The sequence below is a fragment of the Planosporangium spinosum genome, from assembly GCF_049999945.1.
Taxonomy (GTDB): Bacteria; Actinomycetota; Actinomycetes; order Mycobacteriales; family Micromonosporaceae; genus Planosporangium; species Planosporangium spinosum.
This window is the reverse complement of sequence record NZ_JBLYUB010000002.1, coordinates 458,385-471,735: the sequence shown is the minus strand read 5'-3', so window position 1 is coordinate 471,735 and position 13,351 is coordinate 458,385. Positions and strand designations below refer to the sequence as shown.

12 protein-coding genes and 1 pseudogene are annotated in these 13,351 nt (G+C 72.4%); 10 read left to right on the top strand and 3 right to left on the bottom strand.

Annotated features, from left to right (window positions below; translation table 11 throughout):
• A pseudogene (locus ACNTMW_RS04915) lies at window positions 1-116 on the top strand (IS5 family transposase); the annotation flags it as partial.
• A gap of 21 nt (window positions 117-137) precedes the next feature.
• Complete coding sequence (locus ACNTMW_RS04910) at window positions 138-497, top strand: VOC family protein (RefSeq protein ID WP_426632129.1); 360 nt, start codon at window positions 138-140, stop codon at window positions 495-497.
• Window positions 498-576: 79 nt separating this feature from the next.
• Here the strand turns inward: ACNTMW_RS04910 and ACNTMW_RS04905 are convergent, their stop codons facing one another.
• Window positions 577-822, bottom strand: coding sequence for a hypothetical protein (locus ACNTMW_RS04905; protein ID WP_426632128.1), 246 nt, complete (start codon window positions 820-822; stop codon window positions 577-579).
• Window positions 823-1,903: 1,081 nt separating this feature from the next.
• Between ACNTMW_RS04905 and ACNTMW_RS04900 the strand changes: the two genes are divergently transcribed.
• The 4 genes from ACNTMW_RS04900 (at window position 1,904) to ACNTMW_RS04885 (ending at window position 6,293) form a co-directional block, all read left to right on the top strand.
• Entirely contained in the window at window positions 1,904-2,374 is a 471-nt protein-coding gene (locus ACNTMW_RS04900) for a pyruvoyl-dependent arginine decarboxylase (protein WP_426632127.1), read from the top strand.
• Window positions 2,371-2,976 carry a hypothetical protein gene (locus ACNTMW_RS04895; RefSeq protein WP_426632126.1) on the top strand — a complete coding sequence of 202 codons (606 nt, stop codon included), beginning with the start codon at window positions 2,371-2,373 and terminating at the stop codon, window positions 2,974-2,976. The genes ACNTMW_RS04900 and ACNTMW_RS04895 overlap by 4 nt, the downstream gene beginning before the upstream one ends.
• Window positions 2,973-3,722 carry a hypothetical protein gene (locus ACNTMW_RS04890; protein ID WP_426632125.1) on the top strand — a complete coding sequence of 250 codons (750 nt, stop codon included), beginning with the start codon at window positions 2,973-2,975 and terminating at the stop codon, window positions 3,720-3,722. Before ACNTMW_RS04895 ends, ACNTMW_RS04890 begins: the two co-directional genes overlap by 4 nt.
• A 114-nt stretch (window positions 3,723-3,836) precedes the next feature.
• Entirely contained in the window at window positions 3,837-6,293 is a 2,457-nt protein-coding gene (locus ACNTMW_RS04885; protein WP_426632124.1) for a putative bifunctional diguanylate cyclase/phosphodiesterase, read from the top strand.
• A gap of 293 nt (window positions 6,294-6,586) precedes the next feature.
• Here the strand turns inward: ACNTMW_RS04885 and ACNTMW_RS04880 are convergent, their stop codons facing one another.
• Complete coding sequence (locus tag ACNTMW_RS04880) at window positions 6,587-7,771, bottom strand: methyl-accepting chemotaxis protein (protein ID WP_426632123.1); 1,185 nt, start codon at window positions 7,769-7,771, stop codon at window positions 6,587-6,589.
• A 526-nt stretch (window positions 7,772-8,297) separates the two neighbouring features.
• On the opposite strand from ACNTMW_RS04880, the gene ACNTMW_RS04875 reads away from it, so the two are divergent.
• The 4 genes from ACNTMW_RS04875 (at window position 8,298) to ACNTMW_RS04860 (ending at window position 11,813) form a co-directional block, all read left to right on the top strand.
• Complete coding sequence (locus ACNTMW_RS04875; RefSeq protein ID WP_426632122.1) at window positions 8,298-8,936, top strand: hypothetical protein; 639 nt, start codon at window positions 8,298-8,300, stop codon at window positions 8,934-8,936.
• Between the two features lie 177 nt (window positions 8,937-9,113).
• Complete coding sequence (locus ACNTMW_RS04870) at window positions 9,114-9,869, top strand: DedA family protein (RefSeq protein ID WP_426632121.1); 756 nt, start codon at window positions 9,114-9,116, stop codon at window positions 9,867-9,869.
• A 94-nt stretch (window positions 9,870-9,963) separates the two neighbouring features.
• Window positions 9,964-10,839: a phosphatase PAP2 family protein gene (locus ACNTMW_RS04865; RefSeq protein WP_426632120.1), complete on the top strand. Its 876-nt coding sequence runs from the start codon at window positions 9,964-9,966 to the stop codon at window positions 10,837-10,839.
• A gap of 323 nt (window positions 10,840-11,162) precedes the next feature.
• Window positions 11,163-11,813: an MgtC/SapB family protein gene (locus ACNTMW_RS04860; protein WP_426632119.1), complete on the top strand. Its 651-nt coding sequence runs from the start codon at window positions 11,163-11,165 to the stop codon at window positions 11,811-11,813.
• A 103-nt stretch (window positions 11,814-11,916) separates the two neighbouring features.
• Here ACNTMW_RS04860 and ACNTMW_RS04855 read toward each other — a convergent pair whose 3' ends face one another.
• The gene (locus tag ACNTMW_RS04855) at window positions 11,917-13,173 is read right to left on the bottom strand and encodes a glycoside hydrolase family 5 protein (RefSeq protein WP_426632118.1); all 1,257 of its coding nucleotides are present in this window, start codon (window positions 13,171-13,173) and stop codon (window positions 11,917-11,919) included.
• Window positions 13,174-13,351 lie beyond the last annotated feature (178 nt).

Below are 13,351 nucleotides of genomic sequence, written 5' to 3'. Positions count from 1 at the left end.
TCAACCGGCTCAAACGTCATCGTGGTGTGGCCACCCGCTACGACAAACTCGCCGTGCGCTACCTGGCCACACTCCACGTCGTCGCCATCAACGAGTGGCTCCGGCCCGGCCTATGAAACACGGCCTAGGGTCGGCGCATGACGTGCTATCCCCGGGTGATCGCCGACCACTTCGACGCGACGGTGCGTTTCTACGCGGACCTGTTCGGCGCGTCCCCGGAGCGCCTCGTCCCCGAGTTCCCGTACGCGAGTTTCGACCTGGGCACCGGCACCGTACTGGCGATTCTCGGCCGTGCCTCGGCCGACGTGGTCGTACCGACCGGGAGTGGGCACGGCGGGGTCATGCTCGTCCTGCCGGTGTTCGATGTGGACGAAGTGGTCGCCGGCATGCCGGCCGACGTGGTCGTGGCGCCTCCGGCGGACCGCCCCGGCTGGGGCGTGCGGTCGGCGTACCTGCGCGACCCGGAGGGCAACCTGGTCGAGGTGCAGACCTACTGACGGTCGGCTGACTGGATGTGCCACCGGTGCGGGACGGCATCGGCCGCCGCGCCGCCGTGTGGTTGCCGGTCGGAAGCGGTCAGTCGTCGGCCTCGATGCCGGCCGCGCGCAGGATCTGCCGGACCCGCTCGCGGCTCATGCCGGTTACCCGGATGATGTCCACCTGACGCAGGCCGTCACGATATGCCTCGGCGATGGCCTCGGCCAGTTCGTTACGCCGCTCGACCACGCGCGCCCAGGCGGCGGGTACTTCCGCCTTCGCGTCCTCGTGAGCCTTCTGCGCGGCCCGATAGTTGTCGATTGCCTTCACCAGATCGGCCACCATCGCAGGTTGCCATGTCCATGATCTTGGCCTAGGTCCCATCCTACTATGGGCTCATAGTGCTGTATCCATAGGCCCAATGCCAATAAGCTATGGGCGTCACCGTGTAGCCACCATGAGGCGGCCCCTGGTAGGCGGTCGCGACGCCGGCCAGGGGCCTTGATCGGGAAGGAGTCCCGACCCGTGCCCAATATGAAGGCGCGCCACTACGCGCCCGTAACCTCGCTCGAGACCGAACCCGTCGGCCCGTATACCGACCCGGAGCAGCGCGAGGAGGCGCTCCGGGATGCTCTGCGGGGCGTGGACCTGGGCAGGCCCGGCTGCCTCGGCGGTCCGGTCGGTGACCGCGCATCAGCCGGTCCGACCGAGCTGGGTGTGCGTGGGGTGCGGGTACTCGTGGCCGTGTCCGAGTCGCCGGCGTCAGCTGCTCGGCGAGTACGTCGGTACCCCGGTCTCGCTGTCCCTGGTCTTGAGTGCCGCGCTCGTGGAGGCCACGGCGGACCTGCGGGCCGTCCCGGCCGGCGACCTGCACGACCGTTTTGTGGGGTGGTTGCCGATTTCCGGGTGACGGCCGACCCGTGAGTCGGGGTCCACGTCTCCAATCTTGGAAAGTTGGGCACCAATATTGGCGCCCAACTTTCCAAGATCTGCAGGGAGCCCGGTCCACGGCACGACCTCGGCTGGCCTGTGACCAGGCACACCATCGATACCGGGATGTCCCCTTGCCGGCTTTCCACCCGAACCCGACAAGGCGACGTCGGGTTGCAATTCGGATGCCATCCTGGTTGCTGTCGGATGCGAACGAGCTCCGATGAGCGAGCTGAGATCCGTCAGGCGTACTGGTCGCCCGAGGCCTGGCGGGGAGCGAGAGGCGAAACCCGCGCTCTGGAATCCGAGCCCCGTCCCGGGGCCGCGGAGCGCGGTCAGGCGCTCAGGTCTGTTGCGGACCGCTGCCACGACCACCACGTCTCCATGGCCCGGGTCGGGCTCGGCGATGACCGAATTGCCGGTGTCTCGACACCACGACAGGCCGATCGGAGAGCCCTGCTTCATGTTCACCTCAGCGGTATACGACCAGATTCCGGTGGTTCGGGCCACGGGCACGGGCGGCACCACGCTGTCCGCCTTCCACGAGGCACTCGTGGCCGTCGACCTGGGGCACTACAACCTGGTCCGGCTGTCCAGCGTCATCCCGCCGCGTACCGGCGTCGACGCGAGCGGGCAGGCGCGGGTACCGGTGGGGCAGTGGGGCGACCGGCTGTACTGCGTGTACGCCGAGCAGCGGGCCAGCACGCCGGGTGAGCAGGCGTGGGCCGGGATCGGTTGGGTCCAGCGCCACGACGGCGGCGGCGGGCTGTTCGTCGAGCACGAGGGCACCAGCGAGGAGCTCGTGACCAACGCGATCCGGACCAGCCTGCGCGACCTCGTCGCCGGCCGGGAGCACGAGTTCGCCGCGCCGCAGTGGGTGCTCAACGGCGCGATCTGCGTCGACAAGCCGGTGTGCTCGCTGGTGATCGCGGCGTACGAGACCGTGCCGTGGGCGGGTGCCCGATGAGGCTGAGCATCGAGCGCGTCATCGACGCGGACACCGTCGCCACGTTCTACCCGCTGTACGTTGCGGCCTTCGAGCCGATCCGTACCCGGGCCGCCGCGCGCCACCTGCTGTCCGCCGAGGAGTTCGCGGCGGAGATGACCGACCACCTCATCGACAAGTACGTGGTGTGGGACGACGACGGCGAACCGATCGCGTTGACCACGCTCACCACGGACCTGTCGGCGGTGCCCTGGATCAGCCCGGAGTACTTCGCCGCCCGCTATCCGGAGCAGTTCGCCCGGGGCGCGATCTACTACCTCGGGTACACGCTGGTCCACCCCGGCTTCGCCGAGCGGGGCGTGTTCCAGCTCATGAGCGACGCGGTCGAGCGGCGCTGCGCCGACGTCGAGGCGGTGCTGGCGTTCGACGTGTGCGCTTACAACGACGCCCGCGCGGTCGGCCGCCGGGTCGGCCGGCTGGGCGATTCCGAGGGCGTGACCCTGAGCGCCGTCGACGTGCAGACGTACTACGCGGCCACCTTCGACCGGGCACCGGCCACCTTCGACCGGGCACCGGTGTCCGAAACCCCCGCCCGGCCGGTACCCACCGGAGCCGCGGTATGAGCGCCCGCATCGTCGCCCTCGCCGACCGGCCGGAGCTGGCCGCGTCCATCCCGGGCGTGCTCGGCACGCGCTGGCCGGTGTTCATGCTCGCCGGCCGCCCGGGCCACGACGCCGATCTGACCGACCTGGTGACCCGCAACCCCGCCCACCAGCTGCTGCTGGTCGACGACGCCGGCGAGACGCTCGGCGCTGCCCTGTCGGTGCCGCTGTCCTGGGACGGTACCCCGGCCGGGCTGCCGTCCGGATGGGACGGTGCGGTCACCGCGGGTGCGGACCTGCTCGCCCGGGGCGGTGCCCCGACGGCGGCGTGCGCCCTGTCGATCACGCTGACCCCCGAGGCCGCCGGGCTGGGGTACGCGGCGGAGATGATCGGCGGGCTGAAGCGGGCCGCTGAGGCGGCGGGGGCGGCGGCACTGATCGCGCCGGTCCGACCGGTGTGCAAGAGCCGCTACCCGTTGACGCCGATGGAGCGCTACGTCACCTGGCGTACCGGGGAGGGGCGGGTCTTCGACCCCTGGCTGCGCCTGCACCTGGAGCTGGGCGGGGAGCTGATGGGCATCGCCGACGACTCGATGACGATCACCGGTACCGTCGCGCAGTGGCAGGAATGGATCGACCTGCCCCTGCCCGACAGCGGTGGGTACGTGATACCGGGCGGCCTCGCCCCGCTGGTCGTCGACCGGGATGCCGACACCGGGGTGTACCGGGAGCCCAACGTCTGGGTCGCGCACCGCATCCGGAGCTGATCGCCGTTTTCGGTTCATTACGGGTCGGAGCTGCCGATCGGGGTGGTACGGCACGACCCGTATGAACCAAGGGAAGGCGGCATGCTTCGGCCACCCAGGACACCTCGCCCCGCAATGCGGCCAGGGTCTCGACCCGCCGCGCCCGCGTGGGCGTTCCTGGCCTGCGGTGGGTTCGCGGTCGGGCTGTACGCGTACGGTCCGACCGCGCTGCGCCCGCTGCTGTACCTTGCCGTGGCGGTGGCGACGATCGCCGCCACGGCCGTCGGTGCCCGCCGGCACGGGTCCGTGGCCGCGCGGCGGCCGTGGTGGGCGATGGCCGCCGCGGAGACGGCTTTTCTCGGCGGCGCGATCCTGCGGCTGACCGTTCCGGGCGCGGACGCGACCCCGCCCGGCCCCGCGGCGCTCGTACCCGACCTGCTGGTCGTCCCGGGCTACCTGTGCTTCGCGTACGGCGTGGTCGAGATGCTCCGGCAGCGGCGGCGCGCGGCCGACGACGACCCGGCCCGGGCCGACGCGCTGCTCATCGGCCTCGGCGCGGCGCTGGCCGCCTGGGCGTACATCATCGCGCCGCGCATCGGGTCGGCCACGGTGCCTACCGTGCCGCAGGTCATGGCGGCGTTCTTCCCCGTGGTGGACGTGCTGCTGCTGGTCGTCGTGGCGCGGCTGCTGTTCGCCGACGGGGCCCGCAAGCCGTCGCTGTGGCTGATCGGTTCCTGCGCCGGAGCGATGTTCGCCGGGGACCTGATGTACGCGCTCCGCGAGGACGGGGCCGGTCCGTCGCTCCTGCTGTTCGACGTGCTGATCCTCACCGCGTACCTCACGATGGGCGCGGCCGCGTTGCACCCGACGAGCCGGACGCTGACCGAGCCGCAACAGAGCACCCGGCGTCGCCTGGGCGTCGTCCGGGTCGGTGGGATCGCCGCCGTCCTGATCGCGCCGGCCGCCCTGGCGATCCTGTCGCCGCCGCCGACGGTCTGGAACGGGCTGGTCCGGCTGGCGCTGTCGGTCCTGCTGACCGTGACGATCGTGCTCCGCCTCGTGCGGGCCAACAACTTCCGGGCCGGCGCCCAGCGGGCCGCCCACCACCGGGCGACCCACGACGCCCTCACCGACCTGCCCAACCGGGAGCTGCTCACCGAGACGATCCGCCGCTGGTGCGACCGCGCGGTCGCCGGCGGGCAGGAGATCAGCCTGCTCTTCATCGACCTTGACCGGTTCAAAATGGTCAACGACAGCTGGGGCCACAAGGTGGGTGACGAACTGCTGTGTGCGGTCGCCGCCCGGCTGAGCGCCGCGGTCCGTGACGGGGACCTGGTCTGCCGGACCGGCGGCGACGAGTTCGTCATCCTGCTCGCCCCACCGCCGGTCACGGACGTGTTGCCGGCCGAGACCACGCCGGTGGGGCCGGGACCGTCACCCGCTCCGGCCGAGGTGGCATCGCTGGCTGGGCCGGCCGGGGCGGCATCGCTGGCTGGGCCGGCCGGGGCGGCATCGCTGGCTGGGCCGGCCGGGGCGGCTCCGCCGTCGGCACGCGCCGAGGCCCTGGCCCGGCGCCTGCTCCGCGACTTCGCCGAGCCGTTCGCGCTCTCCATCGGCCCGGTCGCCATCACCGCGTCCATCGGGGTCGCCCACTCCGACGGGGCCGCCGGCGCGCTGGAGCTGATCCGGGACGCCGACACCGCGATGTACAAGGCGAAGAGTTCCGGCCGCAACGCGTACGCGCTGTTCGACCGGACCCTGTACGAGCGGGTGCGTACCCGGGTGGAGCTGGAACAGGCGCTGCGGGGAGCGCTGGACCGGGGCGAGTTGTCGGTGCACTACCAGCCGATCGTCGACCCGGCCACCGACGAGCTGTCCGGGTTCGAGGCGCTGATGCGCTGGCGCCACCCGATACTCGGCACGGTGTCTCCGCTGGCGTTCATCCCGATCGCGGAGGACACCGGGCTCATCGTGGACAGCGGAGCCTGGCTGCTGGAGGAGGCGGTGGAGCAGCTGGTCCGGTGGCGCGCCGCGCGGCCGGGCGACCTGTGCCCGCTGCACGTGTCCGTGAACGTCTCGGTCCGTCAGCTGCGGGACGCCACCCTCGTCGACACCGTACGGCGGGTGCTGGAGCGGACCGGGTTGCCGGCCTCGGCGCTGTGGCTGGAGATCACGGAGTCCCGGGTGATGGAGGACCCCGAGCGCGCGATGGCCACCTTGTACGCGCTGCGGGAGCTCGGTGTGACGCTGTGCATCGACGACTTCGGTACCGGGTACTCGTCGTTGACCTATCTGCGGCGCCTGCCTGCCCGGATCGTGAAGATCGACCGGTCCTTCCTGGCCGGGGTCGGTGAGGACGGCGACAACGAGGCGATCGTCCGCGCCGTCATCGCCCTGGCCCACGCGCTGGGCCGGCAGGTGGTGGCCGAGGGCGTAGAGACGGTCCGGCAGCGTGACCGGTTGCGGGCGCTCGGCTGCGACCTGGTGCAGGGGTGGCTGTACGGCGCGCCGCGGCCCGCGGAGGCGCAGCTGGCCTGGATGGACCGGGAGGTCGCCGAGGTACCCGTCGGCGACGGTGTGATCGCACCCTGACACACGCCCACCGTCGCCGGAGACGAACCGTCCTCAGCGGCCGACGGTGAACCCGTTCAGGCTCATGACGGTCGGTCGGCTGGCCACCGGTGCACGTGAGGTACCCGGTGGGCACGCCGGTCACGACGGCGATGGTGGCCGGTACGGTGCCGAGGTCGACCGGTCGTCGCGCAGACAGTCCCCGGTCGGCGAGGTACTCGGACGTTGCTGCCGCAGCCGCGCTGCCGTGCCCGTCAGTCGCGGGGACGACGATGCCAGGCTCGTCAGTAGGGGGAACGACGGCGCCGGGTCGGTCAGCAGCGGAACGACGATGCCAGGCCGGTCAGGTTGGCCGACATCGCGGCGAGCCGGGTTGCCGCCTCGCGGGTCTGCGCGGTCGCCTCACTGGCCCGGGTGGCCGCTTCGCGCACGCCCGTGATGGCCGTGGCGACCGCCGTGGAGCTGCGCGATGCGTGGTCGGTGCCGTCGGCCATCGCGTGGGTGGCGGCGGTCTGCTGCTCCACTGCGGAGGCGATGGTCTGCTGGTAGGCGGCGATCGACGCGATCACGGAGGCGATGCTGGCGACCGCCTCGACGGCGCGCGCGGTCTCGGCCTGGATCCCGTTGATCTTCGCCGTGATCTCCTCGGTGGCCGAGGTGGTCGCGGTGGCCAGCTCCTTCACCTCACCGGCGACGATGGCGAAGCCGCGCCCCGCCTCACCGGCACGCGCCGCCTCGATGGTGGCGTTGAGGGCGAGCAGGTTGGTCTGCGCGGCGATCCCGGTGATCGTGCCGACCATGTCGCTGATCTGCTGGCTGGACTCGCGCAGCCGCTCGACGTTGACGGCCGCCTGCTCGGCGGTGTCGACGGCGCCGGCCGCCGCGGTGGACACCGCGGACGTGTTGGTGCTGATCTCGGCGATCGCGCGCCGCATCTCGTCGGTACTCGTCGTGATCCCGGCCAGGTCGTCGGTCGAGCGCCGGGCCGAGTTGTGCACGGTCTCCAGTTGGCCGGCGGTCTCGTGTACCGACCCCTGCATGCTGGCGCTGGCCTCTTCCAGGCCCTGCGCGGCGGCCGCGAGCGCGTCGGCGGTCTCCCGCATGCCCCGGATGGTGGCGCCCACCTGTGTGGTCATGGTGTTGAACGAACTGGCCAGCAGCGCCAGTTCGTCCTTGCCCATGACCTCCATCCGGCGGGTCAGGTCGCCGTCGGCCGCGGCCATCGCGACCTGCGCCGCGTGCCGCAGCCCTCTGACCACGGTGAGCTGCACCGACAGTTGGATGAACACGAGGACGGGCAGCAGTGCGGGCAGCCAGACCGCGAGCGAGGTCAGGGTGTGCAGGCTGGCACGCGCCGGCGAGTCGGCCGGGAGGTCGGCCAGCGCCGTGGTGGCGGCGCGGTGCCCGACCACACTCAGCGTGATGACCGCCGCCAGGTAGCCGAGCAGCGACCCTACGTTTCGGATCTTTGCGGGAATCCATTGCACGAGTCTGTACATGATGCGCTCCCAACCTTTGGCGGCCGAATCGGCCCGCGCCCGGCCATCCTGAGACTTTCCCGGTCGGCCTTCCGGCGCTGGCCGGGGCGCCGCCCGGTGGCGGCGCCGCCTGGTGGTGGCGCCGCCCGGCCGGGGGCGCCCCGGTCGTGGCGTCCCGGCCGATCGTGTGCCCGGCCTCGGTCGTGGTGTCCCGGGGCCGCCGTACCCCTGAGTTCGCCCGTCCTCTGTCCCCCTCAACCTGAGGAATTCGTCCAGTGTGGTCGGAGACCGGGCGGTGCGGTCTCCGGACTGCGGGTGGGCGACGTCGGTGGCACGATGGGCGCATCTGCTGAGCCGGACCGCGCAACGAGGCTCCGGCTGGCCGCGTTCCGGCTGGCCGAGTTCCGACCGGCCGTGTTCCGATCGGCCGTCACCCCACTGGGCGTCGGCGAACCGACCCGGCGCATCGTCGGCTTGACGAAGATCCACTGTGGGTGTCTGATGCCAGGGCTGGCTGAGCCCGCTGGGAAGGGAGCCCCCGATCCGCATGTCCGCGCCCACACTGACGCCGCGCCTGGTCGCCGCCCTCGCGGACGAGACCTCCGGGGCGACCGGGGTTGTCCGACAGGTCATCGACGGTCTGCGGGAACTGGCCGACGACCGGGACCGACTGCGGGCCACCGCCGATCTCGCCGCCGCCCGGCTGCCCTGGTGTGCTCCGATGTGGCACGTCGTACGCGCGGCGTACGCCCCCGATCCCCGGTCGGCGCTGTGGTCGCTGCGGGAGCGGCTGGACTTCGACGTCGACCGGAGCGTCGCGACGGCGGTGAAACTGTTGACCGAACGCGGCTGCGCCGTGCGGACCGCACCGGGCAGCGCCCTCGTCTCGGCGGTACTCGACTCGCTCGCGCCGCCCGGCCCGGGGACCGGAGTGGTCGGGCTGGCCGGTGCGGACGCGGTGGGGCCCGGCGCGGTCCTCAACATAGCCGGAACCCGCGAGCTTGCCGTCGCGGTACCGACCATCGTCGTGGCGACCTCGGTCAAGCTGGTGCCGGAGGACGCGTTCGGCCGGCTGGGTGCGCCCGGCTTCGAGGCGGTCCCGCTGGGGCTGTTCGAGGCGGTGGTCCTGGACGGCGAGTTCCTGACTCCGCAGCAGGCCGGTCAGCGCGCGGCGGCTCTGGACTGACCCGGCCGCCCACCGGTGGCACCGGCCTCCGCCGAGAACGCCGCCGCCGTCGTGCCTGCCACGGGTCGCCTACGCCGGTAGGTGGATCTCCCCTACGCCTTCTCGGGGTCGGCTCAGGGTTCGATCAAGACTTAATACTGATGCGCCATATCTACATCCCGCCATAACGTCATGATCGTGGACGACTGGTTAGGCCAGCTGCAGGGGTTGCCGACGGGGCTGCTCGACGTGGCGCTCGGTGTGGTGATGGTGCTGGACGCGATTCCGTTGGTGGGGGTCGCGGTGCCGGGTGACGTTGCGGTGTTGACCGTGGTGGGGTTGGGTTCCCCGCTGGCCGGGGTGTTCGGTCTGGTGTGGGTGGTCGCCGGTTGCCTGGTGGGGTGGTCGTTGACGTACGTGGCCGGCCGGTTGTTCGCTGATCGGATCCGGCGGGGGCGGTTGGGTGCGTGGATCGGTGAGGCGCGCTGGGTGGCCGCGGAGCGGGCGTTGGACGGTGGTGGCCGGGTGTTGGTGGTGGCGCCGTTCCTGCCGGTGTTGAACACGTTGGTGCCGTTGGCGGCGGGTGGGCTGCGGATGCCGTATGGGCGGTTTCTGCGGTACTCGGCGGTGGGTTCGGCGCTGTGGGCGGGCCTGTATGTGCTGTTGGGTCTGGTGTCGCGGCAGCTCGGGGGGTTGTTGCACGGGTCGTCGATGATGTTGGCGGCGAGTGTGGTGGTCGGGTTGACGGTCGGCTGGGTCACCATGCTCACCGTGCGTCGCCGGTTCGCGGTACCCGATCCCCTCGTTGCCGCGCCGCCGGCGGCGCTGGCCTCACCGCCGGCGCGGCTTCCGGCACGACCGGTGCGACCCGCGTCACCACCGGGGCGTGGTCGCGAACCGCTGTCGGTGGTGCCGGCCACCCTTGGGTGCGAACGTGTGGCTGCCCGGCGCTGAGCCCGCCGCCGACGCACCTCGCTGTCCGGTACGTTCGCCGGGTTGCGGTCGCCACCCGGCGAACGGCCCGCGTAGCCGTGTGGAAGGGACCCGCATGCGCCTGCTCGCCGATGCCCCGGCACGTCGTACCCTCCGATCGTCGGGGCCCGAGCCGGTGCCGGAGCGCGATCGGGCGGACCGGCCGTCGGCCGCGGACGTCCGGCCCCACCCGGTACGGGAACTGGTCCTCGTGGCGACCCTGTTCACCGCGTACAAGCTGGGCCGGGCGGCGGTCGACGACCGGGTCGCGACGGCGTTCCACAACGCGCGCGCGGCGTGGGGCCTGGAACGCTGGCTGCACCTGCCGAGCGAACGGTCGGTCCAGGCGCTCCTGCTGGACAGTGACGTGCTGGTGCACGGGGCCAACATCTTCTACGCCTACGTCCACTTCCCGGCGACCGCGGCGTTCCTGCTCTGGATGTACCTGCGCCGCCCGGCGCACTACCGGTGGGCCCGCCGGTCGCTCGCCGTCCTGACCGCCGCCGCCTTCGTCATCCACGTCCTGGTGCCGCTGGCACCGCCGCGCATGCTGGCCGGCATCTCGATGATCGATACCGGCGCGGTCTACGGGCCGGCCGTCTACGGCCCGCCGCAGACCGACGAGCTGGCCAACCAGTACGCGGCCCTGCCGTCGCTGCACGTCGGATGGGCGTTGATGGTCGCCATCGGGATCATCGTCACCACCCGGCACCGGTGGCGGTGGTGCTGGTTGGCGCACCCGGCCGTCACGCTGGTCGTGGTGGTGGGCACGGCGAACCACTACTGGGTGGATGCCATCGTCGCCACCGCGCTGCTCGCCGTGACCCTGAGCCTGCCGCACCGCCTCCTCAGTGCCCCGCGCGCCGCTGACGATGGACCGCATCGAGGGCGGGTCGCGGTCGGGGCGGTCGAGGTCGAACCGGTGGCGGTACCCGACGTCGTCGCCCGGTGACCCGGGGGCCCGTGCCGGCCGCCTGGTGACCCGGGGGCCCGTGCCGGCCGCCTGGTGACCCGGGGGCCCGTGCCGGCCGCCCGGTGACCCGGGGCCCGTGCCGGCCGCCTGGTGACCCGGGGGCCCGTGCCGGCCGCCCGGTGATCCGGCTGGCCGGTGTGCTGTGCCCACCGCCGGCTCGTACCGGTGACGTCGGCCCCCCCGCCAATGCCTCAGGTCTGCGTCGCATCACCCGATCGGAACACCGATAGTGACCGGAAGTTACTCCGGGAGTCGGGGCAGTTCTCGCGGGTGAGCGGGTACGTCATCCGGGGGAGCGAGAGGTGAGCGACGTGGTCGAGAGCGCCCTGCTGGTCGTCGGGCAGATCACGATGGCCGCCGCGCTGGGCGCCGTGGTCGGGCTGGAGCGGGAGTTCGGGTCGCAGCCGGCGGGACTGCGTACCCACATGCTGGTCGCGCTCGGCGCCACCCTGTTCACGCTCGCCGGAGCGGGGCTGGTCAACACCGACCCGACCCGGGTGGCGGCCCAGGTGGTCACCGGCATCGGGTTCCTCGGCGGCGGCGCGATCTTCAAGGAGGGGGTCAACGTCCGGGGCCTGACCACGGCCGCCTCGCTGTGGGTGACCGCCGCGATCGGACTGGCCGTCGGCTTACATGCCTGGTGCGCCGCGGTGGTCACCACCGCCCTCACGGTCAGCGTGCTGTGGCTGGTCAAGCAGGCCGAACACCACTACCTTCCGCTGCGCCGCAACCTGCTGGTGAGCGTCACGTTGGAGCACGGAAGCCGGCTCGACGAGGTGGAGCAGCGGGTACTGGCGGCGCTGCCGCGGGCCATCGTGCTGCGGATCGCGTACGCCGAACACGAGCAGCTCATCGAACTGTCCGCGCAGCCCTCCGCGGCCGCCTCGCTGCCCCAGATCGCCGAGTCGCTGCGACGGCTGCCCGGTGTGGAGGGCGTCACCCTGTCGCGATGACCGGCTGACCCGCTGACCAGGCCGACCCGCTATCCGGCTGGCCCGGCTGGCCTGCTGCGGCCGGTGACCGGGTCCGGTCGGCCGGTGGGCGCGCCGGTGACGGTCAACCCGCCGGCAGGACCTGCCGGGTGACGGGCACCAGCCACTGGCACCGGTCCGGTACCGGCGCGGGGACCCGGCGTACCTCCTCGGCGTAGCCGGCGTCGTAGTGGCCACTGCCGTCACTGTCGAAGTAGGCGTGCGATTCGTACGCCACCCGGTGCAGCGGGTCGTCGATCCAGGCGCGCGGATGCATCTGGCCCCAGGCTCCCGGCCCCATCGGTAGATACCCGCTGACGGTCACGGCGGCGTCGCTCCCGGTGTCGCGGATCGCGTCCACTGCCTGCTGGGCGGCCCGCTCCCAGATCAGCGCACCCGCCCGCCCGTCGGCGGCCAGGTGGGTCGGCTCGTTCAGGAGGCCGTAGGCGACGACGGCCGGCGCGTCGGCGGTCGCCCGTGACATCCGGGTCCAGAAGTCGGCCAGCGCGGTGGTGGGTAGCTGGCGGGAGCCGAGCAGGAGGTGGTGGACCGGGCCGCGGGTGCCACCGCCCACGGCGAACTCCCCGTACCCGTGCAGGTCGACGACGACTGTGAGATGTGCCCGGTGGGCATGGTCGAGGGCCGTGCGTACCCGGGCCAGCTCGGCGCGCGACAGCGGCCCGAACGGAACCGGCTGGAGTCGTTCCCAGGTTACCGCGAGCCGCACCAGGTGTACGCCGTGGTCGGCCAGATCGGCGTAGGTCGACCGGCTCTCGTACTCGTAGTCGGTGCCGTACCGGCCCGGGTTTCCCCCTCCGTAGGCGGTGTTCACGTCGGCCGCCGCGAACGAGCCGGCCGCCAGCGTCACGCCCCGCGGGTAGCGGTCGGTGCTGGGGTGACGCTCCACGACGGCCGCCTGCGGGCCGGGTACGTCGGCCCGCGACGACAAGCCGTCCGACCCGTCGGACGACCAGCTGTCCGACCGGTAGATCGCCATCGGGTAGTCGGCCGGCCACGACCCGGCCGCCCAGGCCGTCACCGGAAGGCCGATCCGGTCGGCGGCGGTGTACCACGTGTCGGCCAGCGCGTTCCACCGGTCGCTGTCCCGGTTGGACGGCCAGCCCACCTCGCCGATGAAGCCGGTGGCCCCGTTGCGCCGCAGCCAACCGGCGAAGTTGGCCAGGCCGGCCACCGCCTTGGCCTGCAACGCGTCCGCCGTACACACCTGTTGCGGGGCCGACAGGTCGGCGCCCGGCATCACGACCAGGACAGCCAGCAATCCAAGGGCGATCGCCGCGCGTACGGCCCGCAGCCCGGGCCACCGTTCGCGCTGGTCCGGCACGTCCGGCCGGTACCCGCCGCCCCGAGGGCCAAACGGGTGCGCGCCGTCCAGATAGTGGGGCAGGATCCTAGGATGCTTCAGGGGCGGTGAACGGTGACACGCTCACCGCCCGGCACCTGCGCACCTACGTTGACGGCGGCCGAGGGTAAAACCCGGGGCCGGGACCGCTCCGGGTCGC

What these genes read in the sequence shown, in the direction of transcription:
- ACNTMW_RS04885 (WP_426632124.1), top strand. Translation starts at nt 3,837, where the DNA reads ATGCGGCCAGGGTCTCGACCCGCCGCGCCCGCGTGGGCGTTCCTGGCC.
- ACNTMW_RS04890 (WP_426632125.1), top strand. Translation starts at nt 2,973, where the DNA reads ATGAGCGCCCGCATCGTCGCCCTCGCCGACCGGCCGGAGCTGGCCGCG.
- ACNTMW_RS04865 (WP_426632120.1), top strand. Translation starts at nt 9,964, where the DNA reads ATGCGCCTGCTCGCCGATGCCCCGGCACGTCGTACCCTCCGATCGTCG.
- ACNTMW_RS04910 (WP_426632129.1), top strand. Translation starts at nt 138, where the DNA reads ATGACGTGCTATCCCCGGGTGATCGCCGACCACTTCGACGCGACGGTG.
- ACNTMW_RS04880 (WP_426632123.1), bottom strand. Translation starts at nt 7,771, where the DNA reads ATGTACAGACTCGTGCAATGGATTCCCGCAAAGATCCGAAACGTAGGG.
- ACNTMW_RS04895 (WP_426632126.1), top strand. Translation starts at nt 2,371, where the DNA reads ATGAGGCTGAGCATCGAGCGCGTCATCGACGCGGACACCGTCGCCACG.
- ACNTMW_RS04905 (WP_426632128.1), bottom strand. Translation starts at nt 822, where the DNA reads ATGGTGGCCGATCTGGTGAAGGCAATCGACAACTATCGGGCCGCGCAG.
- ACNTMW_RS04875 (WP_426632122.1), top strand. Translation starts at nt 8,298, where the DNA reads ATGTCCGCGCCCACACTGACGCCGCGCCTGGTCGCCGCCCTCGCGGAC.